Annotated in this window: 24 protein-coding genes and 1 pseudogene; 15 read left to right on the top strand and 10 right to left on the bottom strand. The window is 70.7% G+C overall.

Annotated features, from left to right (window positions below; all coding sequences use genetic code 11):
- Positions 1-41: 41 nt before the first annotated feature.
- From OG510_RS18180 to OG510_RS18170, 3 genes are all read left to right on the top strand, one after another.
- Positions 42-2,066, top strand: a complete 2,025-nt coding sequence (locus tag OG510_RS18180) for a protein kinase domain-containing protein (RefSeq protein WP_406138063.1) — start codon at positions 42-44, stop codon at positions 2,064-2,066.
- 110 nt (positions 2,067-2,176) lie between these two features.
- Positions 2,177-2,959, top strand: coding sequence for a hypothetical protein (locus OG510_RS18175; protein WP_406142444.1), 783 nt, complete (start codon positions 2,177-2,179; stop codon positions 2,957-2,959).
- Between the two features lie 57 nt (positions 2,960-3,016).
- Positions 3,017-3,364, top strand: coding sequence for a rhodanese-like domain-containing protein (locus tag OG510_RS18170; protein WP_406138061.1), 348 nt, complete (start codon positions 3,017-3,019; stop codon positions 3,362-3,364).
- A 135-nt stretch (positions 3,365-3,499) separates the two neighbouring features.
- Here the strand turns inward: OG510_RS18170 and OG510_RS18165 are convergent, their stop codons facing one another.
- From OG510_RS18165 to paaA, 6 genes are all read right to left on the bottom strand, one after another.
- Positions 3,500-4,726 carry an acyl-CoA dehydrogenase family protein gene (locus tag OG510_RS18165; protein ID WP_406138060.1) on the bottom strand — a complete coding sequence of 409 codons (1,227 nt, stop codon included), beginning with the start codon at positions 4,724-4,726 and terminating at the stop codon, positions 3,500-3,502.
- A 244-nt stretch (positions 4,727-4,970) separates the two neighbouring features.
- Positions 4,971-6,041, bottom strand: a complete 1,071-nt coding sequence (locus OG510_RS18160) for a 2Fe-2S iron-sulfur cluster-binding protein (protein WP_406138058.1) — start codon at positions 6,039-6,041, stop codon at positions 4,971-4,973.
- On the bottom strand, positions 6,042-6,527 hold the full coding sequence (gene paaD, locus OG510_RS18155; RefSeq protein ID WP_406138056.1) for a 1,2-phenylacetyl-CoA epoxidase subunit PaaD: 486 nt from the start codon (positions 6,525-6,527) through the stop codon (positions 6,042-6,044). It lies immediately after the preceding gene.
- Positions 6,521-7,231, bottom strand: a complete 711-nt coding sequence (paaC, locus tag OG510_RS18150) for a 1,2-phenylacetyl-CoA epoxidase subunit PaaC (RefSeq protein WP_406138054.1) — start codon at positions 7,229-7,231, stop codon at positions 6,521-6,523. Before paaC ends, paaD begins: the two co-directional genes overlap by 7 nt.
- The gene (gene paaB / locus OG510_RS18145; protein WP_164263491.1) at positions 7,228-7,539 is read right to left on the bottom strand and encodes a 1,2-phenylacetyl-CoA epoxidase subunit PaaB; all 312 of its coding nucleotides are present in this window, start codon (positions 7,537-7,539) and stop codon (positions 7,228-7,230) included. The genes paaC and paaB overlap by 4 nt, the downstream gene beginning before the upstream one ends.
- Entirely contained in the window at positions 7,536-8,522 is a 987-nt protein-coding gene (gene paaA, locus OG510_RS18140; RefSeq protein ID WP_406138052.1) for a 1,2-phenylacetyl-CoA epoxidase subunit PaaA, read from the bottom strand. The genes paaB and paaA overlap by 4 nt, the downstream gene beginning before the upstream one ends.
- A gap of 507 nt (positions 8,523-9,029) precedes the next feature.
- On the opposite strand from paaA, the gene OG510_RS18135 reads away from it, so the two are divergent.
- The 3 genes from OG510_RS18135 (at position 9,030) to OG510_RS18125 (ending at position 11,778) form a co-directional block, all read left to right on the top strand.
- Positions 9,030-9,695 carry a DUF5819 family protein gene (locus tag OG510_RS18135; RefSeq protein ID WP_406138051.1) on the top strand — a complete coding sequence of 222 codons (666 nt, stop codon included), beginning with the start codon at positions 9,030-9,032 and terminating at the stop codon, positions 9,693-9,695.
- A 92-nt stretch (positions 9,696-9,787) separates the two neighbouring features.
- The gene (locus OG510_RS18130) at positions 9,788-10,990 is read left to right on the top strand and encodes an HTTM domain-containing protein (RefSeq protein WP_406142443.1); all 1,203 of its coding nucleotides are present in this window, start codon (positions 9,788-9,790) and stop codon (positions 10,988-10,990) included.
- 101 nt (positions 10,991-11,091) lie between these two features.
- Positions 11,092-11,778 (top strand): TrmH family RNA methyltransferase, encoded by a 687-nt coding sequence (locus tag OG510_RS18125; protein ID WP_406142442.1) that lies wholly within the window; start codon positions 11,092-11,094, stop codon positions 11,776-11,778.
- Between the two features lie 53 nt (positions 11,779-11,831).
- Here OG510_RS18125 and paaN read toward each other — a convergent pair whose 3' ends face one another.
- Positions 11,832-13,505 carry a phenylacetic acid degradation protein PaaN gene (gene paaN / locus OG510_RS18120; protein WP_406138050.1) on the bottom strand — a complete coding sequence of 558 codons (1,674 nt, stop codon included), beginning with the start codon at positions 13,503-13,505 and terminating at the stop codon, positions 11,832-11,834.
- A 122-nt stretch (positions 13,506-13,627) separates the two neighbouring features.
- On the opposite strand from paaN, the gene OG510_RS18115 reads away from it, so the two are divergent.
- Complete coding sequence (locus OG510_RS18115) at positions 13,628-15,163, top strand: 3-hydroxyacyl-CoA dehydrogenase (protein WP_406138048.1); 1,536 nt, start codon at positions 13,628-13,630, stop codon at positions 15,161-15,163.
- Positions 15,160-15,759, top strand: coding sequence for a TetR/AcrR family transcriptional regulator (locus OG510_RS18110; protein WP_406138046.1), 600 nt, complete (start codon positions 15,160-15,162; stop codon positions 15,757-15,759). Before OG510_RS18115 ends, OG510_RS18110 begins: the two co-directional genes overlap by 4 nt.
- Positions 15,760-15,818: 59 nt before the next feature.
- On the opposite strand, the gene OG510_RS18105 is transcribed toward OG510_RS18110, so the two are convergent.
- Positions 15,819-16,373 (bottom strand): Lrp/AsnC family transcriptional regulator, encoded by a 555-nt coding sequence (locus OG510_RS18105; protein ID WP_203599514.1) that lies wholly within the window; start codon positions 16,371-16,373, stop codon positions 15,819-15,821.
- 152 nt (positions 16,374-16,525) lie between these two features.
- On the opposite strand from OG510_RS18105, the gene pdhA reads away from it, so the two are divergent.
- From pdhA to OG510_RS18090, 3 genes are all read left to right on the top strand, one after another.
- On the top strand, positions 16,526-17,644 hold the full coding sequence (gene pdhA, locus OG510_RS18100; protein ID WP_406138044.1) for a pyruvate dehydrogenase (acetyl-transferring) E1 component subunit alpha: 1,119 nt from the start codon (positions 16,526-16,528) through the stop codon (positions 17,642-17,644).
- On the top strand, positions 17,641-18,645 hold the full coding sequence (locus OG510_RS18095) for an alpha-ketoacid dehydrogenase subunit beta (protein WP_406138043.1): 1,005 nt from the start codon (positions 17,641-17,643) through the stop codon (positions 18,643-18,645). Before pdhA ends, OG510_RS18095 begins: the two co-directional genes overlap by 4 nt.
- 80 nt (positions 18,646-18,725) lie before the next feature.
- A complete protein-coding gene (locus OG510_RS18090; protein WP_406138042.1) occupies positions 18,726-20,189 on the top strand; it encodes a dihydrolipoamide acetyltransferase family protein in 1,464 nt (487 codons plus the stop codon).
- A gap of 52 nt (positions 20,190-20,241) precedes the next feature.
- Here OG510_RS18090 and OG510_RS18085 read toward each other — a convergent pair whose 3' ends face one another.
- Positions 20,242-21,222 carry an MBL fold metallo-hydrolase gene (locus OG510_RS18085; protein ID WP_406138041.1) on the bottom strand — a complete coding sequence of 327 codons (981 nt, stop codon included), beginning with the start codon at positions 21,220-21,222 and terminating at the stop codon, positions 20,242-20,244.
- 17 nt (positions 21,223-21,239) lie between these two features.
- Positions 21,240-21,617: a PaaI family thioesterase gene (locus tag OG510_RS18080; protein ID WP_406142441.1), complete on the bottom strand. Its 378-nt coding sequence runs from the start codon at positions 21,615-21,617 to the stop codon at positions 21,240-21,242.
- Positions 21,618-21,957: 340 nt separating this feature from the next.
- Here OG510_RS18080 and OG510_RS18075 point away from each other — a divergent pair.
- The 4 genes and pseudogenes from OG510_RS18075 (at position 21,958) to OG510_RS18060 (ending at position 25,742) form a co-directional block, all read left to right on the top strand.
- Positions 21,958-22,296: pseudogene (locus OG510_RS18075) on the top strand (Lrp/AsnC ligand binding domain-containing protein).
- A gap of 82 nt (positions 22,297-22,378) precedes the next feature.
- The gene (locus OG510_RS18070; RefSeq protein ID WP_406138040.1) at positions 22,379-23,323 is read left to right on the top strand and encodes an NTP transferase domain-containing protein; all 945 of its coding nucleotides are present in this window, start codon (positions 22,379-22,381) and stop codon (positions 23,321-23,323) included.
- Complete coding sequence (locus OG510_RS18065; protein WP_406138039.1) at positions 23,320-24,666, top strand: molybdopterin molybdotransferase MoeA; 1,347 nt, start codon at positions 23,320-23,322, stop codon at positions 24,664-24,666. The genes OG510_RS18070 and OG510_RS18065 overlap by 4 nt, the downstream gene beginning before the upstream one ends.
- A complete protein-coding gene (locus OG510_RS18060; RefSeq protein WP_164263524.1) occupies positions 24,663-25,742 on the top strand; it encodes a potassium channel family protein in 1,080 nt (359 codons plus the stop codon). The genes OG510_RS18065 and OG510_RS18060 overlap by 4 nt, the downstream gene beginning before the upstream one ends.
- The last annotated feature ends 2 nt before the right edge of the window (positions 25,743-25,744 follow it).

The raw sequence follows: 25,744 nt of genomic DNA, 5'->3' as shown, positions 1-25,744 counted from the left end.
AGGGATGGTAGGGGCTACCGTCCTCGGCTAGCGTGCCGCACATGGGTGCGTACGGGGAGCACAGCGAGGACAGAGAGCACAGCGAGGGACGCGGCTTCGATCTGGAGGGCAGTGGGGCTTCACCACTGGCGCCGGACGATCCGCGGCGGATCGGTCCGTTTCCGCTGCTCGGCCTGCTCGGCGCAGGCGGGATGGGCCGGGTGTATCTCGGGGTCGCGTCGGGCCGCTACACCGCGGTCAAGCGGGTACTTCCGCTGGTGGCCGAAGACCCGGACTTCCTGCGGCACTTCGGGCACGAACTCGACAACCTGGCCAGGCTGCCCGCAGGTGTGAGCGTCCCGCTGCTGGCCACCGACCGCACCGCGAACCCGCCGTGGTTCGCCACCGAGTACATCCCCGGGCTCACCCTGTCCGAGGCGCTGCGGCTGCACGGCGGCCCGCTGCCCCGCGAGACCCTCTGGCCGCTGCTGCGCGATATGGCCGGCCGCCTGGAGGCGCTGCACGCACTGGACATGGTGCACCGGGATCTCAAGCCCTCCAATGTGATGCTGACCCTCGACGGCCTCACCCTGATCGACTTCGGCATCGCGCGGGCCGCTGACCAGAGCCGGCTGACCAAGACCGGCATGATTCTCGGCACGCCCGAGTACATGGCACCCGAACAGACGGAATCCGCCCGACCGTTGACCGGTGCGGCGGATGTGTTCGCCCTCGGGAGTCTGCTGGTCTACGCGGCGACCGGCCACTCGCCCTTCGGCAGCGGATCCGGCCTGGAGGTCCTCTACCGCATCGTGCACAGCACGCCCGACCTCTCCGCGGTGCGCGCCATGGACCCCGGTCTGGCCGATGTCGTCGCTGAGTGCCTCGCCAAGTCACCGGCCGACCGTCCCACTGCCGCTGACCTGCTCGAACGCGCCCAGGCGCATGCCCGCGAACGTGACCTTGCCGCTGCTCCCCCCTGGCCCGCGGCCGTCGCCGAGCAGCTCGAACAGCGGGCCGCCTTCGCGGCGACCGTGCCCGCTCTCGCCGAACTCGACTCGGCCACCGCGGACTTACGGCCGAAGTCGGGCGGAGAGCCCGAAGCCGGCCCGGCGGCGGGGCCCGAGAAGGCAGGGGTGCTGGGGCCGGAAGCGGAGCCGGGGGCAGCGGCACCCGAAGCCCACGTGGTCACCAGTGATCGCCCGAGTGGTCCCCCGGAAGGCGGGCGTGCGCCCGGATCGCGCAAGCGCCGCAACCGCATCCTGATCACGATCCTGCCGGTGGTCCTGACCGTCGGAGGACTCACCGCCGTCCACCTCCTTCCGTACTCGTCGTCGCCGGACGCCGGCGGGAAGCCGTCCACTGTGGTGTCCCCTTCGGTCTCGCCGTCCGCGGGGCGCAGCGGGTCTGCGTCGCCGGTGCGGCCGGCTCATGCGGCACCGTCGAAATCCGCGCACGGCTCGGCTCCGGCCGGGCCGGGAGGCGCCGCTCAGGGGCCGAAGCCGGGGCGGGCCGGCACCGCGGGCGGGACCACAGGCGCGGCGGGCGGGACGTCGTCGAGCGGGTCCAGCGGTGGATCGAAAGGCGGGTCGTCGAGCGGCTCGAAGGGTGGCTCGAAGGGCGGATCCACGGGCGGGACAGGTGGGACCGGCGGAAAGGGCGGGACGAGTGGGGCGGGCAAGATCGGCTCAGCGGGTACGTACCGCATCAAGGACGCCGCCGATGGCCGCTGCCTGCAACACGACACGAGCAGCGGTGCTCCCAGCGGATACGCGGTGAGCGGTTCCTGTGCGTCGGAGTCGAACCCCTACTTCGAATGGACCTTCTCGCCCGGCCCGAGCGGCACCTTCAAGGTGATCAACAAGGGCAGCGGCGACTGCCTCACCGCGTTCATGGCGAACGGTTACGCCAACATGGACTCTTGCGACGGCAGGTCGGGCCAGTACTGGAAGATCGGCGCCAGGACATCGTCAGGCAGCACGCTCGAAAGCACCCAGTACTGGCAGTGCCTGCGGATCAGCAGCAACGCGGTGGTGGCCCCCTGCGACAGCTCCGAAGCGACACAGCTGTGGAACGGCGCCGGGTGAGGCCGGGTGCGTGACCTGTGGGGGCCTGGCGCCCGTAGGCTGGACGGGTGACGGAGGATGCCACCGGGGGCACGACCACCCGGAACGACGACGACCAGAGCGGGCAGCCCATGGGCGAGCAGCGGCCGGAGGCGCGGCTGGAGAAGGCCGTACGCGCCGCCGAGCAGGCACTGATCGAGTTCGAGATCGCGGTGGAGACCTTCCGGGTGGAAGTGGAGAACTTCTCCCGGCTGCACCACCAGAGACTCGGTCCGATGTACGCACGTCTGGACGAGCTGGACGCGCAGCTCGCCGAGGCCAGGGCCGCGCGCAGCGGCGACCCGGAGGACCTGGCGAAGGCCCGGGAGGCGCGGGCGATGGTGATGCCCATGCCCGGCGTCGACGAGCTGTTCCACGACTGGATCGACTCCGAGGGGCTGCCGCCCGAGGCACAGGCGATGCTGAACAAGCAGCCGGTGCAGCCGCCGAAGCGGGTACGGCCCAGCGAGGAGGCCCGCAAGCTCTACCGCGAGCTGGTCAGGCAGGCACACCCCGACCTGGCGCAGGACGACGCGGAACGGGACAGGCGCGACGAGTTCATCACACGCGTCAACGCCGCCTACGCGCGCGGTGACGAGGCGGCGCTCCGGGAGCTGGGCGATGAGTGGGCCGCCGGTCCGGTCCAGGAGACCGCGGAGCCCAGCGAGAGCGACGAGCTCTACGCCAGGCTTGAGTGGCTCTCCCAGCGCAAGGAGCTGCTGTCCCTGGTCGCCCAGGAGCTGGAGGAGAGCGCGATCGGCGCGATGCTCCGGATGGCACCCGACGACCCCGACCGGCTGCTGGAGGAGATCGCGGAGCAGCTGCTCGCCCAGGTCTCCGAGCGTGAGGCCGAGCTGGCCGAGGCGGTGCAGTAGCGTTTCGGGTGACCCCCGGCCCTGTTTGTACGAGCTGTACGAGAGAAGGCATGACCCATGAATTTCGCCTCGCTGCCCCAGGTGGATATCGCGGCGGTACCGGCCGACGGTCTGCTGCTCGACGTCCGGGAGGACAACGAGTGGGCGGCCGGGCACGCCGAGGGGGCGCTGCACATTCCGATGAGCGAGTTCGTGGCGCGCTTCGGTGAAGTGACCGAGGCGGTGGCCGACGGCGGTCGGCAGGCGTTCGTGATCTGCCGGGTCGGTGGCCGTTCCGCCCAGGTCACGCAGTACCTGGTGCAGCAGGGCATCGACGCGGTGAACGTCGACGGCGGCATGCTCGCCTGGGAAGGCGCCGGGCGCCCGATGGTGACGGACGGCGAAGACCCGGCGTACGTACTCTGACTGACGCGGCCCCCGCCCGGCCCGGGCCCACTGTCGCCGGGGCGGTCGGGTGGTTCGGGGCAGCCCAGTGGGCCGGCTCGGCGGGCCGGGTGGCTCGGGGGGTCAGTCCAGTGGGCCGGGCCGGGTGGCGTGGGGTCAGCCGCCCAGTGGGTGGGCGGCCAGCAGGTCACCCAGCGCCTCCTCGTGAGCCGCTGCCGGGCCGAGTGACAGCTCCAACTGCTTGGCCCAGGCGTGGTACCGGTGCAGCGGATAGTCCGTGTCCGCCCCGAAGCCGCCGTGCAGGTGCTGTGCGGTCTGGACGACACGGCGCACGCCCTCGGAGGCCCAGATCTTGGCCACCGCGATGTCCCCGGCTGCGGGAAGCGGGCCGCCCGCGCTGGTGGAGAGGCGCCAGGCCGCTTGCCAGAGCGTCACCTCCATGGCGCGGAGGTCGATGTAGCGGTCCGCGGCCTGGACGGCGACCGACTGGAAGGTGGCGACCGGGAAGCCGAACTGTTCCCGCTTGCTCGTATAGGCGCTGGTCATCGTCAGCACCCCCTCGCCCAGGCCCAGCGCGAGCGCGCAGGTCCCGGTGGTCAGCAGATCCCGCAGCAACTCCCAGGCGCCGTCGTCCTCGACGACATCGCGTCCCGCGACACGGACCGAGTCCAGCCGCACCTCCGCGAAGCGCTCTCCACTGGTGGATATCTGCTCGGCCAGAGCAAGCCCGCTGGCCCCGGCAGTCCCAGCAGCCCCAGCAGCTCCAGCGGTCTCGGTGGCTCCAGCTGCCCCGGTGGCCTCTGTGGCTCCTGCGGCCCCGCGCGGCTCACGGGGGATCAACGCCAGCACGGTGCTTCCCGTGGGCGTGTGGGCCGGCACCGCGATCCGGTCCGCGGTCTGCGCCCAGGGCACCCCGCTCTGCACCCCGTCGAGGACCCAGCCGTCCCCGTCGCGCCGTGCGGTGACGGCGAGTTCGGCGGGATCGTGGCCGGTGCGGCCATTGGCGCCGACGGTGAGGACCAGCTCACCGCGGCCCACGGCGGGCAGGACCGCCTCCCGCAACTCCGCACTGCCGTAACGCTGTACGACCATGGCGACCGCGCTGGTCTCCAGCAGCGGCACCCGGGCCAGCACCCGGGCGGACTCACGCAGAACCAGACAGAGCGCGATCGGTCCGAGCCCGGCCCCACCGTGCTCGGACGCCACGACCAGGCTCAGCAGATCCGCCTCCGCCAGCTTCCCCCACAGGGTTCGGTCGAAGTCCTCGGCCACCGCGCCCGCGGTGAGCGCCGGGCTCGGTACTCCGTCGGGCGCGACGCCCGAGAAGACCGCCTTTGCCGCCTCAACCGCCGCCTGCTGCTCTTCGGTGAAGGTGAAGTCCACAGCCCTGTCCTCCCGCGCCGACCTGTTCAGACTGCTCGGCCCGCTCAGTCCGCTCAGCCTGTCCAAGTTTCTGATGGGGCGTCAGGTTAGGTCAAGGGGCCGCGATACGGAACACCGGCGACGCACCGACCCGGCAACCCAGTGACACGGCCGAACGACTCCCCCGCCAACACACGCCCCAACAGCGCCCCAACCCGCGCCACAACGCAGGTCCCAACACAGTTGCCGGCGAACGCGATTGCTCTCAGCGGTCGAAATCCAGCTCCACTTCCGGCGTCAGCGGATGCGACTGACAGGCCAGCACATAACCCGCCTCGGTCTCCTCCGGCTCCAGCGCGTAGTTGCGGTCCATCCGTACCTCACCCGAGACCAGGAACGCCCTGCATGTCCCGCACACTCCGCCCTTGCAGGCATACGGCGCGTCCGAACGGCTCCGAAGGACCGTTTCGAGAAGCGAATCCCCTTCCCGCACCGGCCATTTGCCCGAGCGTCCGTCAAGGGTGGCGGTCAGCGTGCTGTGGGCCGGAGCAGCAGCCGACGCCGGAGCGGCGGCTGCCGCGACCGCGGAGGTGCCGTCGTCGACATGGAAGATCTCCTGATGGATACGGTTCCTGGCCACCCCCAGCCCGTGCAGTGCCCGTTCCGCCCCCTGCACCAGGCCGAACGGGCCGCACAGGAACCAGCCGTCCACATCCGCGACCGGCAGCAGCGCGGGCAACAGTCCCGTCAGCCGTTCCTGGTCCAGCCGGCCCGAGGGCAGACCTGACTGCTGCTCCTCCCGGGAGAGCACGGTCACCAGCTGGAAGCGGTCCGGCCAGCGGTCCTTCAGGTCGGCGACCTCGTCGAGGAACATGGTGGAGGCCGCGGTCCGGTCGCTGCGTATCAGGCAGAACCGCGCATCCGGTTCGCGGGCCAGCAGCGTCGCCGCGATGGAGAGCACCGGTGTGATGCCGCTGCCCCCGACGATCGCCGCGAACCGGCCGGGGCGCGGCTCGAAGACGAAGCGGCCCATGGGCTCCATGACCTCGACGGTGTCCCCGACCCCCAGCTCCTTCAGCGCGTACGTGGAGAACTCGCCGCCCTCCACCAGCCGCACCCCCACCCGTACGACCGGTTCGCCGGGTGCTTCGACCGCCGGGGTACAGATCGAGTACGTACGCCGGATCTCCGCACCGCCCACGATCCGCCGAAGCGCCACATGCTGGCCTGGGGTGTGCCGGAACGCCTCACGCAGCTCGGCGGGTATGGCGAAGGTGATGGCGACGGCGTCATCCGTGAGCTGTTCGACCGCGCTCACCCGGAGCGGATGGAACATCTACAACTCCTTGAAGTGGTCGAAGGGTTCGTGGCAGGTGGCGCAGCGGCGCAGCGCCTTGCAGGCCGTCGAGGAGAACCGGCTCAGCAGCTCGGTGTCGGTCGATCCGCAGTGGGGGCAGCGGATGGACAGGGCGAGGGCCACCGGGCCGGTCGGACGCGGGGGAGCTATCCCGAACTCGGCCAGCTTGCGCCGGCCCTCGTCGCTGATGTCGTCCGTCGACCAGGCCGGCGACAGCACGGTACGCACGGAGACATCCGGTATTCCGTGGTCGTGGAGGACCCGTTCGATGTCGGACGACATCGACTCGATGGCCGGGCAGCCGGTGTAGGTCGGGGTGAGCTCGACCTCGACCCGGCCGGGGCCCAGGATCTCCATCCGGCGCAGCACGCCCAGCTCCTCCAGTGTCACGACAGGGAGTTCGGGGTCGGGCACGGCTCCGGCGAGTCGGCGCAACTCCGCTTCGAGCGGTGTGGTGGTCACCATGTCGCCCCCGGGTGACTGCGGTGCAGATGCTGCATCTCGGCGAGCATCCGCCCGAATGGTTCGGTGTGCAGGCCCTGCCTGCCCGCCCCCGCCGACCAGGCGCCGGTCTGTGGGCCGGTCGGCACGGACAGTGTGGCCCGGGAGAGCAGCCCCGTTATTGAACGGGACCAGCTGTCCTCCAGGTCGGCCCAGTCCACGTCTTCCGTGGCCACCCCTTCGACGGGCTGGAACATCTCGCCGGTGAAACGCCACAGCGTGTCCAGCCCCCGCTGCATCCGCTCATGGCTCTCGGCCGTCCCGTCGCCAAGCCGCAGCGTCCACTGCTCGGCATGGTCCCGGTGGTAGGCGATTTCCTTGACCGCCTTCGCGGCGAGGGGCGCGAGCGGCCCGTTTCCACCGGCGAGCCGTTCGTACAGCAGGTGCTGGTAGGTGGAGAAGAAGAGCTGGCGGCCGATGGTGTGCGCGAAGTCGCCGTTCTCCTGCTCGACCAGCTGGAGGTTGCGGAAGGCGCGCTCCTCGCGGAGGTACGCCAGCTCGTCCTCGTCGCCCACCAGGGAGAGCAGGACCCGCGCCTGTCCCAGCAGGTCGAGAGCGATGTTGGCGAGGGCCACCTCCTCTTCCAGGACCGGAGCGTGGCCCGCCCACTCCCCCAGCCGGTGGGAGAGGACCAGTGCGTCGTCGCCGAGGGCGAGAGCCGCGGTCATAGGTGCTGCACCCCTTCCGGGATCTCGTAGAACGTGGGGTGCCGGTAGGGCTTGTCGCCGGCCGGTTCGAAGAACGAGTCCTTCTCGTCGGGGGAGGAGGCGGTCACAGCCGTGGAGGGGACCACCCAGATCGAGACGCCTTCGTTCCGGCGGGTGTAGAGATCGCGGGCGTGGTGCAGGGCCATCTCCGCGTCAGGGGCGTGCAGGCTGCCGCAGTGCGTGTGGGCCAGACCGCGCCGGGAGCGTACGAACACTTCCCACAGCGGCCAGTCGCCTGCGGCCGGGCCGTTCTCGGATGTGGCGGTCATGCGCGCGCCTTCCCTTGCTCTGCCGCGGTGGCGCTCTTCGCCGCACCGGCTGCTGTCTTCGCTGCGTACGCGGTCGCCGCCTCCCTGACCCAGGCGCCTTCCTCATGGGCCCGGCGGCGCTGGGTGATCCGCTGTTCGTTGCACGGGCCGTTTCCCTTGAGGATTTCCTTGAACTCGGTCCAGTCGATGCTGCCGAAGTCGTGCTGGCCGCGCTCCTCGTTCCACCGCAGATCCGGGTCGGGGAGGGTGAGCCCCAAGGTCTTGGCCTGGGGGACACAGATATCCACGAAGCGCTGGCGCAGCTCGTCGTTGGAGTGGCGCTTGATTTTCCAGGCCATGGACTGTGCGGAGTGCGCGGACTGGTCGTCCGGCGGGCCGAACATCATCAACGAGGGCCACCACCAGCGGTCCACCGCGTCCTGTGCCATCGCGTGCTGCTCAGGGGTCCCGCGGCTGAGGGTGAGCAGCAGCTCGAAGCCCTGGCGCTGGTGGAAGGACTCCTCCTTGCAGACCCGGACCATGGCCCGGGCGTACGGACCGTACGAGCAGCGGCAGAGCGGCACCTGGTTGGTGATCGCCGCGCCGTCCACAAGCCAGCCGACCGCGCCGATGTCGGCCCAGGTCAGCGTGGGGTAGTTGAAGATCGACGAGTATTTCTGGCGGCCCGAGTGGAGCTTGTCGAGCAGCTCTTCGCGGCCCGTTCCCAGGGTCTCGGCCGCGCTGTACAGATAGAGGCCGTGTCCCGCTTCGTCCTGGACCTTCGCCATCAGGATCGCTTTACGGCGCAGTGAGGGGGCCCGGGTGATCCAGTTGGCCTCGGGCTGCATCCCGATGATTTCGGAGTGGGCGTGCTGGGCCATCTGGCGGACGAGCGAGGCGCGGTACTCGTCCGGCATCCAGTCCCGCGGCTCGATCCGCTCGTCCGCGGCCACGGCGGCGTCGAAGGCGGCCTGGTTCGTCTGCTCGGACCCGGCCGAGGGCATCCCTGACGGGTCCGAGGCTGCTGAGGGCTGTGATGCCCCGTCTGTCCCGTACGCCACTGTCGCCATCGAGTGCCCCCTACCGACCGATCGTTCGGTTCATGGACTTCAATGGTGGGGCGAGGGCCCTTAGGGTGTCAACCCTGTGGATAACTGGCCTGAAGACCGGCGGGCACCAAAGGGGATCGGGGCGGGATGGATTCGTACGACAGTGGGGAGCCCGGGGCGAGCGGGCCAGAAGCGCCACGTCCGCCGCATTCGCCCCATCCGCCAGGCAGGCCCGGGGAGGCTCCCGGGGCCGTTGAGGCTCCTGGCACCCGTGAGACTCCCGGGGTCTGTGAGGCCCCCGGAACCGGTGATGCTCATGGACCGCACGAGGCTCCCGAGTCACCCGCGGTTCCCGCACCCCGTGCAGTTCCCGAGTCCGGTGCGGTCCCGGGGTCTCCTGGAGCGCCTGAGGCCACCGTTGCTCCTGGGGCTCCTGGGGCGCCGGAGCCCCCCGTCGCGCCCGTGTCCCGTGGGGCTGCCGGAGCGCCCCGTGGGATCGTCGCGCTCTCCTTCCCGTACCAGGTGGCCGCCGCCATCGCGCTCGCGCTGATCGGGGTGCTGACCGTCGTCCACCTCTCGATGGTCTTTCTGCACGTCGCGCCGTCGAACACCGTGAGCAAGCAGTACGGCAAGGCGGTGGACGACTGGATCTACCCCGAGTTCGAGCAGAACTGGAAGCTCTTCGCCCCCAACCCGCTTCAGCAGAACATCGACGTTCAGGCCCGTGCCGAAATACGCACGAAGAGCGGCGGGGTCACCACCACCGGCTGGACCGACCTGTCGGCCGAGGACGGGGCGTCCCTCCACCACAACCCCCTCCCCAGCCACGTCGACCAGAACGAGCTTCGCCGCGCCTGGGACTTCTTCACCGGCTCGCACAACAACGACAACCAGCCGATCGGGACGCGGGGCAACCTGTCCGAGCAGTACATCCGCCGCATCGTCACCCTGCGGATGAGCGAAGGGCTGCGGAGCGGCTCCACCGTTGAGCGGATACAGGTCCGCTCGGCGACGTCTTCGGTGAAGGCTCCCCCGTGGAGTCAGGAGAAGATCGACACACGGGTCTCCTACCGGGTTCTGCCCTGGTGGGCGGTTGTCCCCGCGGACCGTACGGAGGCCGGCCGGTGAGCTCAGTCAGCAGCAAGAGGGCCAGGATCGGGAACAGCAACAGCCACAACACCGGCACTCCCGGCACCGACACCCTGAGCAACGTCGGCAACATGGTCGCGCGTGGCATCCAGCGCATCACCGAAGCCTCGCTCGGCCGCTACCAGACCGCCGTCGTCAGGATCGGTTTCTCCGCCACATGGCTCCTCTTCCTCCTGCGAGAGCTGCCGCACCGCCGTGAGCTGTACGGGCCCCACTCCCCGTGGGACTGGGGCATGGCGAAACAGCTCATCGCCGGCAACCACGCGTTCACCGTGCTGATGTGGTCGGACTCCACGGTGTGGTTCGAGGTGGTCTACGCCCTCGCCGTGCTCTCCAGCGTGCTGCTGCTGCTCGGCTGGCACACCCGCTTCGCCTCCGCGCTGTTCATGATCGGCGTGCTGTCACTGCAGAATCGGTCCATCTTCGTGGGCGACGGCGGTGACAACGTCATCCACATCATGGCGATCTACCTGCTGGTCACGCGCTGTTCCCAGGTCTGGTCGCTGGACGCACGCCGGGCGGCCCGCGCCGCGAAGGCTGCCGGCGCCGGCAGCGCTCCCGTCCCCACCCCTTCCCAGGACCGGGGAGGACCCGTGCTCTGGTCCGTGCTCGGCGTCGCGCTCGTCGTCATCACCCTGCTCGGGAAGATGAGCGGTGGCTGGGAACTGATCTTCTGGGCGATGTGGCTGGTCCAGGGCTTGTGGTGGGTGGTGTGCCGGATCGCGCCGGGCGAGCCGCGCACCTTCCTCGACGTGGTCGCCAATCTCGCGCACAACGCCGGCCTCGTCGTGATCATGGCCGAGGTCTGTCTGATCTACTCGACGGCCGGCTGGTACAAGATCCAGGGTTCCCGCTGGGAGGACGGCACCGCCCTCTACTACCCGCTCCATCTGCACTACTTCTCGCCCTGGCCCGAGCTGTCCGCGCTGCTGGCCGGCAGCGGTGTGCTGGTGATGCTCCTGACGTACGGCACGGTCATCGTTCAGGTGGCCTTCCCCTTCACGCTGTTCAACCGGCGCGTCAAGAACGTGCTGCTGGTCGCGATGATCATGGAGCACGCCGGGATCGCGCTGCTGCTGGGGCTGCCGTTCTTCTCCATGGCGATGATCGCTGCGGACGCGGTCTTCCTGCCGACCGGTTTTCTGCTCTGGCTGGGCGGCCGCGCAGCGATGCTGACCGCCCGCACGCGAGCCGGTGTACGGAAGAAGCCGGAGGGCGAGCGGCGTACGGCCGAGGGGGAGCAGGGCGAACAGCCCCGTACGCTCGTGGGGTGACCAGCGAGCCCTCCCCCGAAGCACTCGATGTACCCGGTGCGTCCGACGTACCCGGCGTGCCCGTGCCCGACGTGCCCGATGTACCCGGCGGACGCCACGGAATCCGAGCAGAGGCCGAAGCGCCGGACGCTGCCGGGCAGCCGCCGCTCTCCACTGAGCCGGCTCAGTACGACGATGCCTTCGCACCCGAGGTCGGCGTCGGGCCGCACCCTCTGCCGTGGCCGGAGGGCGCGCAGTACGACCGGGAGCTGCTCGCCGCGGGGGACCGCCGCAATGTGGTCGACGTCTACCGGTACTGGACGCGGGAGGCGATCGTCGCCGACCTGGACACCAGACGCCACGATTTCCATGTCGCCGTCGAGAACTGGGGCCACGACTTCAACATCGGGTCTGTCGTCCGGACCGCGAACGCCTTTCTCGCCAAGGAGATCCACATCGTCGGACGGCGGCGCTGGAACCGGCGAGGGGCGATGGTCACCGACCGCTACCAGCATGTGCGCCACCACCCGGACACCGAATCCCTCACCGCGTGGGCCGAGGCCGAGGGCCTGCCGATCATCGGGATCGACAATCTGCCGGGTGCGGTGCCGCTGGAGCGGACCGAGCTGCCGCGGCGGTGCGTGCTGCTGTTCGGGCAGGAGGGCCCCGGGCTGACGGAAGAGGCCCGGAACCACGCGCAGCGGGTCTGCTCCATCGCGCAGTTCGGGTCGACCCGGTCGATCAACGCCGGTGCGGCCGCGGCGATCGCCATGCACGCCTGGGTGCAGAGGTACGCACAGATCGACTGAGCGGGGCCCCACCGGGACAGCTTGCGCGGCCCGGGTGGCGCCCGCCCCGTGCCTCACGCCTGGCGGCGGACCTCCACCGTGCGGAACCTGTTGGCGACGAACGCCCCGTCGCACAGTGCCGCGTTCGCCGCAGGGTTCCCGCCCGAGCCGTGGAAGTCCGAGAAGGCCGCGGTCTGGTTGACGTAGACGCCGCCCGTCAGATTCAGCGAGAGCTGGGCGCACTCCTCCAGGCAGACCTCCTCCACGGCCTGCTCCACCTCGGGCGATGTGGTGTACGCGCCCACCGTCATCGCGCCCTTGTCGCGCACCGTGCGGCGGAGCAGGTCGAGCGCGGACCTGGTCGATTCGACGGCCACCGCGAAGGAGACAGGTCCGAAGCACTCGGAGAGGTAGGCCGCGTCGGCGTCCGCCGTGTCCCAGTGCTTCCGGGCGCCGTCCAGCTTGACGATCGCCGGCGTACGGACCACGGCGTCCGGGAAGTCGGGATGGGCGATCTCCCTTGATGCCAGGGCCACTTCGCCGAGGCCCGCAGCCGCTTCGAGACGGGCCCGTACATCGGGGTTGACCAGCGCGCCCAGCAACGCGTTCGCCCGGGCGTCGTCGCCGAGGAGACCCGCCACCGCCGACGCGAGGTCGGCGACGACCTCGTCATAGGTCTTGTGTCCCACGTCCGTGGGGATGCCGTCGGCGGGAATCAGCAGGTTCTGCGGGGTGGTGCACATCTGGCCGCTGTACAGCGAGAGCGAGAAGGCCAGGTTGGAGAGCATGCCCTTGTAGTTGTCCGTCGAGTCGACGACGACCGTGTTGACCCCGGCCTTCTCCGTGTACACCTGCGCCTGGCGGGCGTTGGCCTCCAGCCAGTCGCCGAAGGAGGTCGAGCCCGTGTAGTCGATGATCCTGATCTCCGGGCGGACCGCGAGGGACTTGGCGATCCCCTCACCGGGCCGCTCGGCGGCCAGGGCGACCAGATTCGGGTCGAACCCGGCCTCGGACAGGACATCGCGGGCCACCTGGACGGTGAGGGCGAGGGGCAGCACCGCGCGTGGATGCGGTTTCACCAGGACCGGGTTCCCCGTGGCCAGGGAGGCGAACAGGCCCGGATAGCCGTTCCAGGTGGGGAAGGTGTTGCAGCCGATCAGCAGGGAGATGCCGCGGCCCACCGCGGTGAAGGACTTCCGCAGCTCAAGAGGGTCCCGCTTGCCCTGCGGCTTGGACCAGTCGGCCGACGACGGCGTCCTGACCTGCTCGGCGTAGGCGTAGGCCACGGCCTCCAGACCGCGGTCCTGGGCGTGTGGGCCGCCCGCCTGGAAGGCCATCATGAACGCCTGGCCGCTGGTGTGCATGACCGCGTGGGCGAATTCGGGTGTGCGGGCGCTGATCCGCGCCAGGATCTCCAGACAGACCATGGCCCTGGCCTCGGGGCCTGCCGCCCGCCAGGCCGCAGTGCCCGCGCTCATCGCGGGCAGCAGCACGTCCAGGTCGGGGTGTGGGTAGGTGATGCCCAACTCGACTCCGTACGGCGATACTTCGCCGCCCGTCCAGTCGTCGGTTCCCGGCTGGCCCAGATCGACGCGCCCGCCCAGCAGGGCGTCGAAAGCCGCCTTGCCGTCACCGCTGTACGCCTTGGGGTGCTCGGGGTGTGGTGTCCAGTACGCACGCGTACGGATCGCTTCGAGGGCCTGGTCGAGCGTGGGCCGATGGGTTTGGGACAGCTCGGTCAGCTGCATCGCGGGACAACTCCTCGTCGAGCTGCGCAGGACAGGTGGACAGAGTTAGAGTAACCGAACGATCGGTCGGGACAAGGGGGTCCGCTCAGACTGTGGATAACTCCGTACGGGAAGATCGCCCCATGACCGCCACCGCACACCTGCCCGCCCTGGCACCCAGCCGCACCGTCGCAGTCGTCGGGACCGGCACCATGGGCCAGGGCATAGCCCAGGTCGCCCTGGTCGCCGGACACCCGGTGCGGCTCTACGACGCGCTGCCCGGCCGCGCGGAGAAGGCCGCCGAAGCCATCACCGCCCGGCTGGACCGGCTGGTCGAGAAGGGGCGCATGGAAGCGCCGCAGCGGGACGCCGCGCGGGAACGGCTGCTGCCCGCCGCGGATCCGTCCGAACTCGCCGACGCCGCGCTCGTGATCGAGGCGATCCTCGAACAACTCCCGGTCAAACAGGAACTCTTCACCACTCTTGAGGAAATTGTCAGCGAGGACTGTCTGCTCGCGACCAACACCTCGTCCCTCTCGGTGACCGCCATCGCGGGCGTGCTGCGGCACCCGGGCCGTTTCGTCGGGATGCACTTCTTCAACCCGGCGCCGCTGCTCCCCCTCGTCGAGATCGTCAGCGGCTTCGCGACCGACGACGCGAGCGCCGCGCGCGCGTCGGCGACCGCCGGGGCCTGGGGAAAGACCCCGGTCCGCTGCACCGACACCCCCGGCTTCATCGTCAACCGCATCGCCCGCCCCTTCTACGCCGAGGCGTTCGCGGTGCACGAGGAGCGAGGCGCCGACCCCGCCACCATCGACGCGGTGCTCAGGGAGTCGGGCGGCTTCCGGATGGGCCCCTTCGAGCTGACCGACCTGATCGGCCAGGACGTCAACGAGGCGGTCACCCGGTCGGTCTGGGAATCCTTCTTCCAGGACCCCAAGTTCCGTCCCTCACTGGCCCAGCAGCGGCTGGTCGAGTCCGGGCGGCTGGGCAGGAAGAGCGGCCGCGGCTGGTACGCGTACGGCGAGGATGCCGTCCGGCCCGAGCCGCACACCGCCCCGGCCACGGAGGCCCCGTCCGGAATCACGGTGGAGGGCGATCTGGGGCCCGCGGCCGAGCTGGTCGCGATGGCCCGCGAGGCGGGGATCGCGGTGCGCGAGGACGAGGAGGACGCGGGGTGCCGGATCGTGCTGCCCAGCGGGGGCCAGCTGGTGCTCGCCGACGGGCAGACGTCCGCCGAGTTCCGTGATGTCGTCTACTTCGACCTGGCGCTCGACTACCGGTCCGCCACCCGGATCGCGCTGTCGGCGTCCGAGGTCACCGGCTGGGAGACGCTGCGCCAGTCGATCGGCCTCTTCCAGCGGCTCGGCAAGAAGGTCAGCGTCATAGGGGACGTTCCCGGGATGATCGTCGCCCGCACGGTCGCGATGCTGGTGGACCTCGCGGCGGACGCCCTGGCCAGGGGCGTCGCATCCGCGCAGGACATCGACACGGCGATGCGGCTCGGCGTGAACTACCCGCTGGGGCCGGTCGAATGGGGCCGCAGGCTCGGCCGCGCCTGGGCGCACGAACTCCTCGACGAGCTGCACGCGCGCGTGCCCAGCGGCCGCTATGCGCCGTCGCTGGCGCTGTACCGGCAGTCGTACGTCCATCCGGAGAAGGGCGGGACAGTCCGATGACCACCCCCAAGCGGGACACGTACACACCGGAGACGCTGCTGACCGTCGCCGTGCGCGTCTTCAACGAGCGCGGCTACGACGGCACGTCCATGGAGCATCTCTCCAGGGCTGCGGGCATCTCCAAGTCCTCGATATACCACCATGTCGCGGGCAAGGAGGAGCTGTTGCGGCGCGCGGTCAGCCGCGCCATCGACGGGCTCTTCGGCGTCCTGGACGAGCCGGGGGCGGCCCGGGGGCGCGCGATCCAGCAGGTCGAGTACGTCACGCGCCGTACGGTCGACGTGCTGATGGCGGAACTCCCCTATGTGACGCTGCTGCTGCGCGTGCGCGGCAACACGAAGACCGAGCGCTGGGCGATGGAACGGCGGCGGGAATTCGACCAGCGGGTGGCCGATCTGCTGAAGGCGGCGGTGGCCGAGGGCGACCTCCGCTCCGACGTGGACATCCGGCTGGCGACCCGGCTGCTCTTCGGGATGATCAACTCGCTGGTCGAGTGGGTCCGCCCGGCCCAGGGCGCCGGGCCCGACGCGGACCAGCTGGCCGAGACCGTCGTACAGCTGGCGTTCGAGGGGCTGCGCACGGTTCCGTCCCGCTGAGACCGGGTGCACCGGTGTCGGGTGTGTGGGGCCGCCGGGCACCGTCTCACCCCGCCGTGTTACTCCTCCCGGCCTCGGTCCTCCCGGCGTCCGCCCTGGTCGGACGGTTTGGCCGGATCCAGGTCCGTCTCCTCGAAGACCAGCAGGGTCCGGGTCGAGAGCACCTCGGGGATCGCCTGGATTTTCGTCAGGACCAGCTCACGCAGCGCTCTGTTGTCGGCGCTGTGCACGAGCAGCAGCACATCGAAATCGCCGCTGACCAGCGCGATATGGGCGGTGCCCGGCAGTTCGGTGAGCTGCTGGCGGACCGTGCGCCAGGAGTTCTGGACGATCTTGAGGGTGATGTAAGCGGACGACCCCTGGCCGGCCCGCTCGTGGTCGACCCGGGCACTGAACCCGCGGATCACACCGTCCTCGATCAGCCGGTTGATACGGGCGTACGCGTTGGCGCGCGACACATGGACGCGGTCGGACACGGACCGTATCGACGCGCGGCCGTCCTGCTGGAGGATCCGCAGGATGTCGCGGTCGATGGCGTCCAGCGGGCGTGCGGGAGGGCGCCCGCCCTCGTCGGCCATTTGTTCAGCTGCCACCTGCCCCCGCCTCTCCGTCATGGACGACCTGCTTCTATCCCAGGCTGTGGAGAACCGTTTGTCCACAGGCTGAGGGGGTCAGTAGCCAAAATGCGCTTTCGACCGAACAATCGGTAGGTGAGGCGCATCACACGACGGTGCGCCCTCCCGCTCCCCATGAGGAGGTGTCTGGCATGACGGTCCAAGAGCTGCCCGGTGCTACTGCCTACCCGGCATGGAAGCTCCGCACCGACCCCGCGCCGCTGCTCCCGGACCCGGAGCCGTACCGGGTGCTCGGTACGGAAGCCGCAGCCGGGCTCGACAGGGAGCTGCTGCTCCGGCTGTACGACGCCGTGGTGCACGGCCGGCGCTTCAATACGCAGGCGACGGCTCTCACCAAGCAGGGCAGGCTGGCCGTCTACCCGTCATCCACCGGACAGGAGGCGTCCGAGGTGGCCGCCGCGCTGGTCCTGGAGGAGCGGGACTGGCTCTTCCCCAGCTACCGCGACACCCTCGCGGCCGTGGCGCGCGGCCTCGACCCGGTCGAGGCCCTGACGCTGCTGCGCGGCGACTGGCACACGGGATACGACCCGCGCGAGTGCCGCATCGCCCCGCTGTCCACCCCACTCGCCACCCAGCTCCCGCACGCGGTCGGCCTGGCACACGCCGCCCGCCTGTCCGGGGACGACGTGGTCGCGCTGGCGATGGTCGGGGACGGCGGGACCAGCGAGGGCGACTTCCACGAGGCGCTGAACTTCGCGGCTGTGTGGCACGCGCCTGTCGTCTTCCTCGTACAGAACAACGGCTTCGCGATCTCCGTGCCGCTCGCCAAGCAGACCGCCGCCCCCTCGCTCGCCCACAAGGCCGTGGGTTACGGAATGCCAGGCCGGCTCGTCGACGGGAACGACGCTGCGGCGATGCACCAGGTGCTCTCCGAAGCGGTCCGGCGGGCGCGGACCGGCGGCGGCCCGACGCTGATCGAAGCGGTGACCTACCGGATGGACGCGCATACGAACGCCGACGACGCCACCCGCTACCGCGCGGATGCCGAAGTGGAGTCCTGGCGGGCGCACGACCCGGTCCGGCTCCTGGAGCGTGAGCTGACCGGGCGCGGGCTGCTCGACGACGAGCGCAAACGCGCTGCCGCCGAGGCCGCCGACGCGATGGCGGCGGATCTCCGCGGACGGATGAACGCGGATCCGCTGCTCGACCCCATGGACGTCTTCGCTCATGTCTACGACGCACCGACACCACAGCTGCGCGAGCAGTCGGAGCAGCTGCGCGCCGAGCTGGAAGCGGAGGCCGGGCGGTGAGCACAGTCGCGGTGAAGCCGGCCACGATGGCGAAGGCACTGCAGAGGGCGATGCGCGACGCGATGGCCGATGACCCCACCGTGCATGTCATGGGGGAGGACGTCGGGACGCTCGGCGGGGTGTTCCGGGTCACCGACGGTCTCGCGAAGGAGTTCGGCGACGACCGCTGTACGGACACGCCGCTCGCCGAGGCCGGCATTCTCGGGGCGGCGGTCGGTATGGCGATGTACGGGCTGCGGCCTGTGGTGGAGATGCAGTTCGACGCCTTCGCCTATCCGGCGTTCGAGCAGCTCGTCAGCCATGTGTCGCGGATGCGCAACCGCACGCGGGGCGCGTTGCCGATGCCGATCGTGGTGCGGGTGCCGTACGGCGGCGGGATCGGCGGAGTCGAGCACCACAGCGACTCGTCGGAGGCGTACTACATGGCGACTCCGGGGCTCCATGTCGTCACGCCGTCCACGGTCCCCGATGCGTACGGGCTGCTCCGTGCCGCCATCGCCTCCGACGACCCGGTCATTTTCCTGGAGCCGAAGCGGCTCTACTGGTCGAAGGCCGAGTGGTCGCCGGACGCGCCTGCCGCCGTGGAGCCGATAGGCCGGGCCGTGGTCCGGCGCGCGGGCACCAGCGCCACTCTCCTCACGTACGGGCCGTCGGTGCCGGTCTGTCTGGAGGCGGCTGAGGCGGCCCGTGAGGAGGGCTGGGATCTGGAGGTCGTGGATCTGCGCTCGCTGGTGCCGTTCGACGACGCCACGGTGTGCGATTCGGTGCGGCGTACGGGCCGGGCGGTCGTCGTGCATGAGTCGGCCGGGTTCGGAGGGCCCGGCGGGGAGATCGCCGCACGGGTGACGGAGCGCTGCTTCCACCATCTGGAGGCGCCGGTGCTGCGGGTCTCCGGGTTCGACATCCCGTATCCGCCGCCCATGCTGGAGCGGCATCATCTGCCCGGTGTGGACCGGGTGCTGGACGCGGTCGCGCGATTGCAGTGGGAGGCGGAGAGCTGATGTCGACTGCTTCTGGTGCTTCTGGTGCTTCTGGTGCTTCTGGTGCTTCTGGTGCTTCTGGTGCTTCTGGTGCTTCGGACGTGAACTGCCTTGAATTCAAGCTGCCCGATCTCGGGGAAGGGCTGACCGAGGCCGAGATCGTGCGGTGGCTGGTGGAGGTCGGTGACGTGGTCGCCATCGACCAGCCGGTCGTCGAGGTCGAGACGGCGAAGGCCCTGGTGGAAGTGCCGTGTCCGTACGGGGGCATGGTGACGGCGCGGTTCGGCGATGAGGGCGCCGAACTGCCGGTCGGTTCACCGCTGCTGACCGTGACGGTGGGGCCGGAGGTGGGTTCGGGCGCTGCCGGTTCAGCAAGTCCTGCAGGTTCGGTAGGTCTCGCAGATTCTGCCCGGGCTTCGGCTTCGGCAGCTGATGACGACTCGTCGGGGAATGTCCTGGTGGGGTACGGGACGGGCGGTGCGGTGGCCGCGCGGCGGAGGCGTGTGCGGGTCGCCGATGGCAACCGGCCGGCCCGGACGGAGCCTGTGGCGTCCGCCGCGCTCCGGGTGGGTCCTGTTCCGGTGATCTCTCCGCTGGTGCGGCGGCTGGCGCGTGAACACGGTGTGGACCTACGAGGGCTGACGGGCAGTGGCCCGGACGGACTGATTCTGCGCTCCGATGTGGAGCAGGCGATACGCACCCCCACCCCTGCGGCGGGCGGGGCCGACCGGACTGTTGCGGTTGCCCAGGCAGCTGGGACCGGAACTGCTGCTGGGACTGCTGGGTCTGGGGCTGCGACTGTTGCTGGGTCTGGGTCTGGGTCTGGGTCTGGGGCTGGGGCTGGAGGCGAGGCTGGGCCTGCGAGTTCGGGGAGCCGGGTTCCGCTGCGGGGGATGCGTGGTGCCGTCGCGGAGAAGCTGGCGCGCAGCCGTCGCGAGATACCGGATGCGACCTGCTGGGTCGACGCGGACGCCACCGAGCTGATGGCCGCGCGGGCGGCCATGAACGCGGCGAGCGGTCCGGGCGTTCCGAAGATCTCGGTGCTGGCGCTGCTGGCCCGTGTCTGTACGGCGGCCCTGGCGCGCTTTCCCGAGCTGAACTCGACGGTGGACACCGAGGCGAGGGAGATCGTGCGCCTGCCGTCCGTTCACCTGGGCTTCGCCGCGCAGACGGAGCGGGGGCTGGTGGTGCCGGTGGTACGCGAGGCCGACGGGCGTACCACGGAGTCGCTCAACGACGAGTTCATACGGCTGACGGAGGCAGCCAGGAACGGAGCGCTGACCCCGGGGGAGCTGACGGGTGGGACGTTCACGCTGAACAACTACGGGGTGTTCGGGGTCGACGGCTCCACGCCGATCATCAACCACCCCGAGGCCGCGATGCTGGGCGTGGGCAGGATCGTGCCCAAGCCCTGGGTGCACGACGGGGAACTCGCTGTGCGGCAGGTGGTGCAGCTTTCCCTCACGTTCGACCACCGGGTGTGCGACGGCGGCACGGCAGGCGGCTTCCTGCGGTACGTGGCGGACTGCGTGGAGCAGCCCGCGGTGCTGCTGCGGGGGGTCTAGACCGGGCCACCGGGCTCGCCCGATTGTGCTCAGAGCGGGAGAGATCGGCGGGTCAGGGTGTTCCGGAGGCCGGCCAGGCGCGTGGGTAGGGGACCCGCAACGACTGGGCGGTGACCGGGGTGTGTTCGGCGGCGGCGCGAATCCGGCCTTCGCGCAGGACAAGTGCGCCGTTGCCGAGCATCGAGGCGAGCAGATCGTCCACGAGTGTCTGGGGGGTGAGGTTCAGCAGTTGTGCCGCGTCCAGTAGCCAGGACCGTTGCAGCAGATACGCCTCGATCTCCTCGGACGGGAGTCCGTCGCGGATCATCAGCGCGAAGGCGAGGATCCGGCGGGCGCCGTACCAGACGGCGCCTTGCGGGTCGTCGGCGAGACGTTGGGCCCGGCGCAGGGCTGCGGTGAAGGCAGCCCCGGTGTCGGTGGGGATCGGGCCGTGGGAGGGGAGGATGACGCGCGGATCCAGGGCGGCGATCCGCTGGAGGGAGGCGAGCGCGGTTGTGGCCGCGTCGGGGCCGTCGAGGGCGAGGTTGACCCAGCCGACGTCGTAGTCGGACAGCGCGTCCCCCACCACGAGCAGCCGCTCGTCCGGCTGCCACAGGGCGAGATGGCCCGGCGTGTGGCCGGGGGTGCGTACGACCTGCCAGTCGGTGTCACCGAGCCGCAGCGCCTGGCCGTCGGCGAGCGCGATGTCGACGGTGTACGGGGCGACGGGCTGGTCCAGGTACTCGGCCGAGCAGCACCCCGCATCCCGGCGCCGGACGGCCTCGGCCTCCGGAGCTCCGGCCGCGATGGCGGCTCCCTGGGCCTGGAGGGCGGCGTTGCCACCGACGTGGTCGGAATGCCAGTGGGTGTTCACGACCAGGCCGATGGCGGTTCCGGCGTGGGCGCGGGCCCATGTGGCGGTGTCGTCGGCGTGGGCCACGAACCCGGTGTCGACCAGGGCCGGTTGCCGTCCGGGCAGAAGCAGGGTGTTGGCGTCCGGGAACGGCCGCTGCCACCACGTCGCCCAGGGCGGCAGCAGGGGGTGCCTGCTCAATGGGCCGGCCGGTTGGCTCACTGGCCGGGCCGGTTGACGCGGATCAGTGTCTGCTGGCCGTTGGCGACGAGCTTGCGCTCGCCGCCCTGCTGGACGCCGAACACCTCCAGCTGGCAGACGGTCAGGGTGCGTCCGGGCTTCAGGACCGTACCGATGGCCTCGATGTGGTCGCCGGTGGCGGGTGCGAGGAGGTTGATCTTGTATTCGACGGTGAGGACCTCGGTGTCCTCGGGGAACAGCGTGTATGCGGCGTAGCCGCCGGCGCTGTCCGCGATCGCGCTGGTGGCGCCGGCGTGGAAGTAGCCGTGCTGCTGGGTCACTTCGGGGCGGGCCGGGAGCACGATGTGCACGCGGCCCGGCGCGATGCGGGCTATCCGCGCGCCGAGATGAGTCATCAGTCCCTGGCGGTCGAAACTGGCCCGGATCCGCGCCTGCACCTCGGGGTCGGCCTGCTGTGCCTGCGTCGGGTCGTCCACGTGGTCTCCTTCGTCGTCACAGGCCGGTACCTGTCGGGTACAGGTCGGGTGCAGGCGGAACGGGTGCTGCGTCAGCCGGGCTGCGTCAGCCGTCAGGCGTTCCCACGAGGAGGAACCCGCCGACGGCGATCATCATGGCACCGGAGTATCGGGTGGCGTTGACGTCATGGGCCGCGGAGGGCCGGGTCCTCAGGACGGTCCGGGTTCAGGCCACTGATCCCTGCCCCTTGAGCAGGAGCTGTGTCCGGGAGGCGCCCATATTCTTCCCGGCGGTGGTCAGCGCGGTGGGGACGGCCGCCTCACGATCACCGAGCCGGCCGCCCACGTCCCGGGTGAGCGTCTCGCCCTGCCATCGCTGCCTGCGGGACCTGGAGCGTGACGGGGCGATCTGCGGCTTCCGCGCCGTGGTCGGCCCGGCCGCTGTTCGGCGACCCCCGACTACCTGCTGCGCGTCGCCACCACTGATCTGGCGGCCCTCCAGCGGCTCTATGACGACACGCTCGCCCGGCTGCCCGGCTGCCCGGCTGCCCGGGTCCAGTGCCTGACCTCCACCCTCGTCATGACACACGTCGTCGACGACCGCCCGCTTCCCGCGTAGCCGGCCGCTCCCGCGCAGCCGACCGGTCCTCGTTCCGGTCGGTGCCATTCCGTGGAGCGTCGGCGCGGCCCATACTCGCGGGATGACCTTGTATGACGCCGTGGTGCTCGCCGGAGGGGCCGCCAAGCGGCTCGGTGGTGCCGACAAACCCGGCCTGACCGTGGGCGGGCTGACGCTGCTCGACCGGGTGCTCGGGGCCTGTCGTGGGGCCGGGACCACCGTTGTCGTCGGGGGGCGGCGTGAGACCGTACGTCCCGTCGTCTGGGCCAGGGAAGAGCCGCCTGGCGGTGGTCCCCTCGCGGCGCTCGGTGCCGGGGTGCGTGGGGTGTCGGCCCGCACCGTGCTCGTACTCTCCGCCGACCTGCCCTTTCTGGGGGAGGGCACGGTGTCGGCGCTGCTCGGCGCTCTTGAATCGGAGTCCCGCCAGGGGGTGTTGATCACCGATCCGGGTGGCCGGGACCAGCCCCTGGTCGCCGCCTACCGGACCGACGCGTTGCGCCGAGGACTCGCGTCGCTCGCCGCCGAGCACGGTTCGCTCGCCGGGCTGCCCTTGCGGCGGCTCACCGCCGGGCTGGACGTTGCCCGGATCGCCGCGGACCCGCTGGCCTCGTTCGACTGCGACACCTGGCAGGACGTGGCATCGGCACGTGCCCGCATCAGGGAGCATGGGTACGTGCTTGATGAATGGATCACCGCAGTAAAGGCCGAGCTGGGCATCGAGCTGGATGTCGACACCGGCGTCCTCCTCGACCTGGCCCGCGATGCCGCACACGGCGTGGCCAGGCCGGCCGCGCCGCTGACCACCTTCCTCGTCGGCTATGCCGCGGCGAAGGCGGAGAAGGACGGGCCGGAGGCCGTTGCCGCGGCCGCACGCCAGGCCGCCGCGCTCGCCAACCGGTGGGCGGACGAGACCGGCGAGACGGCTGAAGAACCATCCGGGGCAGCAGCCGGTGAGACGCCCGGCCAGGCGCTCAGGGAGACGCCCGGGGAGGCGGCCGGACAGGCCAAGGGGACCGACGCCGGATGACCGGGCAGCAGGACCGCGACCTGGACGAGGCGCTCGCGCTCGTCGGCAGGGAGCCCCCCGCCGCACCGCGGCACTCCGTACCGGGAACCAACCGCGCCACGCCCTCGGAGCAGCCGACCGAAGCGGAGAAGCCGGAGAAGCCGGAGAAGCACCGTGCCGCGTCCTGGGCCGCCGCCCGCGCCCGTGCGGCGGGGGCGGGGCGCGCGGTGCCCGTGTCCGGGCGGCGCGCGCCGCTCGACCAGGCGCTCGGCCTGATCCTCGCCGGACCGCTGACCGCGCTCACCGATCTGCCGTCCTTCGACACCTCGGCCATGGACGGCTGGGCGGTCTCCGGTCCCGGGCCCTGGCGGATCAACGAGGGCGCCGGCATCCTCGCAGGTCACGCCGAGCCCGAGCGGCTCGCGGACGGTGCCGCCGTACGGATCGCCACCGGCGCCCGGATCCCGCGTGACGCGACCGCCGTGGTCCGCACCGAACACTCCCGGACCGACGACCGCGCCGAGCAGCTGTACGCGCAGCGCAACGTCGTCACCGGGCAGGACATCAGGCCCCGGGGCCAGGAGTGCCGCACCGGTGACCAGCTGCTGCCGACCGGCGGGCTGGTGACCCCTGCGGTGCTCGGACTGGCGGCCGCGGCCGGTTACGACGAGCTGCCGGTCCTCCCCCGGCCCCGGGTGGAAGTCCTGGTCCTCGGCGATGAGTTGCTGGCCTCCGGGCTTCCGCACGACGGACTGATCCGGGACGCTCTCGGGCCGATGATCGGGCCCTGGCTGCGGACGCTCGGCGCCGAAGTGCTGACCACGCGGCATCTCGGTGACGACGCCGACGCGCTGCGCCAAGCTGTCGCCGGCTCCGGGGCCGATCTGGTCATCACCACCGGCGGCACCGCCGCCGGGCCCGTCGACCATGTCCATCCGATCCTGCACAAGCTCGGCGCCGAGCTGCTGGTCGACAGCGTCGCCGTGCGCCCCGGTCACCCCATGCTGCTCGCCAGGCTGGCCGACGGACGCCATCTCGTCGGACTTCCCGGCAACCCTCTGGCCGCCGTGTCGGGGCTGCTGACTCTCGCCGATCCACTGCTTCGGGGGCTCGCGGGCCGCGCCGTCAGGGAGGCTTATGCCATGCCCGTCAGTGAAGAGGTGCACGGCCATCCGTACGACACCCGACTCGTGCCAGTAGTGCACCGGACAGATGAGGTGGTTCCGCTGCATTTCCATGGGCCGGCGATGCTCCGCGGTATCGCTGCCGCAGACGGGCTCGCCGTCGTACCGTCCGGAGGCGCGCGGGCCGGACAGCCGCTGGAAATCCTCGATCTGCCGTGGGCTGAGGAGTGTTTCACGTGAAACTGCCCGGTCATGATGCCCTCGACCGGCAGGTGGGGGAGAAGCTCGTCACCCGCCGGGTGAAACTGCCCCGCAGGGTGGTCGAGCGGCCGCTCCGGCAAGTCGGCAGGCGGGTCCTGATCGCGCTGCTGGTGCTGGTGGTGACGGCCCTCATCGTCTGGGTCGACCGCAGCGGCTACCACGACAACGCCGACAGCACGGTCGACCTGCTCGACTCCTTCTACTACGCCACGGTCACCCTCTCCACCACGGGTTACGGCGACATCGTCCCGTACAGCGACGGTGCCAGGCTCACCAACATCCTTGTCGTCACGCCGCTGCGCGTGCTCTTCCTGATCATCCTGGTCGGCACCACTCTCGAAGTGCTCACCGAGCGCACCCGGGAGGAGTGGCGGCTGAACCGCTGGAGGCTTCGCTTGCGTGACCACACCGTCGTCGTCGGATTCGGTACGAAGGGCCGCTCCGCGATGCAGACGCTGTGTGCGACCGGTCTGAAGCGGGAGCAGATCGTCGTCGTCGACCCCAACAGCAAGGTCATCGAGGCCGCCAACGCGGAAGGCTTCGCCGGTGTCATCGGGGATGCGACCCGCAGCGACGTACTGATCCGCGCCGAGCTGCAGCGTGCCAAGCAGATCGTCATCGCCACCCAGCGCGACGACACCGCCGTACTGGTCACGCTGACCGCCCGGCAGCTCAACCGTGGGGCGAAGATCGTCGCCGCGGTGCGGGAGGAGGAGAACGCTCCCCTGCTGCGCCAGTCGGGCGCCGACGCGGTGATCACCAGCGCCAGTGCGGCGGGACGGCTGCTCGGTCTCTCGGTGCTCAGCCCGAGCGCGGGAACCGTGATGGAGGATCTGATCCAGCAGGGCAGCGGGCTCGACCTGGTCGAGCGGCCGGTCATAAAGGCCGAGGTGGGGCGGAGCGTCCGGGAGGCGAACGATCTGGTCGTCACCGTGAAGCGCGGCCACCGGCTGCTCGGGTACGACGACCCCGAAGCCAGTCCGCTTCAGCTCACCGACCGGGTGATCGCGATCGCCCGGGTTTCCCCCAAGGCGGCGGGGGCCGGCGCGGAGTAGCC

Source organism: Streptomyces sp. NBC_01089, assembly GCF_045162975.1.
Classification (GTDB): domain Bacteria; phylum Actinomycetota; class Actinomycetes; order Streptomycetales; family Streptomycetaceae; genus Streptomyces.
The sequence above is the reverse complement of the archived record's forward strand: the minus strand, read 5'-3'. Positions and strand labels throughout refer to the sequence as shown.

What these genes read in the sequence shown, in the direction of transcription:
- paaC (WP_406138054.1), bottom strand. Translation starts at nt 7,231, where the DNA reads ATGACCGCGGCTCTCGCCCTCGGCGACGACGCACTGGTCCTCTCCCAC.
- paaB (WP_164263491.1), bottom strand. Translation starts at nt 7,539, where the DNA reads ATGACCGCCACATCCGAGAACGGCCCGGCCGCAGGCGACTGGCCGCTG.
- pdhA (WP_406138044.1), top strand. Translation starts at nt 16,526, where the DNA reads ATGACGGTCCAAGAGCTGCCCGGTGCTACTGCCTACCCGGCATGGAAG.
- paaA (WP_406138052.1), bottom strand. Translation starts at nt 8,522, where the DNA reads ATGCCCTCGGCCGGGTCCGAGCAGACGAACCAGGCCGCCTTCGACGCC.
- OG510_RS18105 (WP_203599514.1), bottom strand. Translation starts at nt 16,373, where the DNA reads ATGACGGAGAGGCGGGGGCAGGTGGCAGCTGAACAAATGGCCGACGAG.
- OG510_RS18160 (WP_406138058.1), bottom strand. Translation starts at nt 6,041, where the DNA reads ATGTTCCATCCGCTCCGGGTGAGCGCGGTCGAACAGCTCACGGATGAC.
- OG510_RS18170 (WP_406138061.1), top strand. Translation starts at nt 3,017, where the DNA reads ATGAATTTCGCCTCGCTGCCCCAGGTGGATATCGCGGCGGTACCGGCC.
- OG510_RS18130 (WP_406142443.1), top strand. Translation starts at nt 9,788, where the DNA reads ATGGTCGCGCGTGGCATCCAGCGCATCACCGAAGCCTCGCTCGGCCGC.
- OG510_RS18110 (WP_406138046.1), top strand. Translation starts at nt 15,160, where the DNA reads ATGACCACCCCCAAGCGGGACACGTACACACCGGAGACGCTGCTGACC.
- OG510_RS18175 (WP_406142444.1), top strand. Translation starts at nt 2,177, where the DNA reads ATGGGCGAGCAGCGGCCGGAGGCGCGGCTGGAGAAGGCCGTACGCGCC.
- paaN (WP_406138050.1), bottom strand. Translation starts at nt 13,505, where the DNA reads ATGCAGCTGACCGAGCTGTCCCAAACCCATCGGCCCACGCTCGACCAG.
- OG510_RS18070 (WP_406138040.1), top strand. Translation starts at nt 22,379, where the DNA reads ATGACCTTGTATGACGCCGTGGTGCTCGCCGGAGGGGCCGCCAAGCGG.
- paaD (WP_406138056.1), bottom strand. Translation starts at nt 6,527, where the DNA reads ATGGTGACCACCACACCGCTCGAAGCGGAGTTGCGCCGACTCGCCGGA.
- OG510_RS18180 (WP_406138063.1), top strand. Translation starts at nt 42, where the DNA reads ATGGGTGCGTACGGGGAGCACAGCGAGGACAGAGAGCACAGCGAGGGA.
- OG510_RS18080 (WP_406142441.1), bottom strand. Translation starts at nt 21,617, where the DNA reads ATGACTCATCTCGGCGCGCGGATAGCCCGCATCGCGCCGGGCCGCGTG.
- OG510_RS18115 (WP_406138048.1), top strand. Translation starts at nt 13,628, where the DNA reads ATGACCGCCACCGCACACCTGCCCGCCCTGGCACCCAGCCGCACCGTC.
- OG510_RS18065 (WP_406138039.1), top strand. Translation starts at nt 23,320, where the DNA reads ATGACCGGGCAGCAGGACCGCGACCTGGACGAGGCGCTCGCGCTCGTC.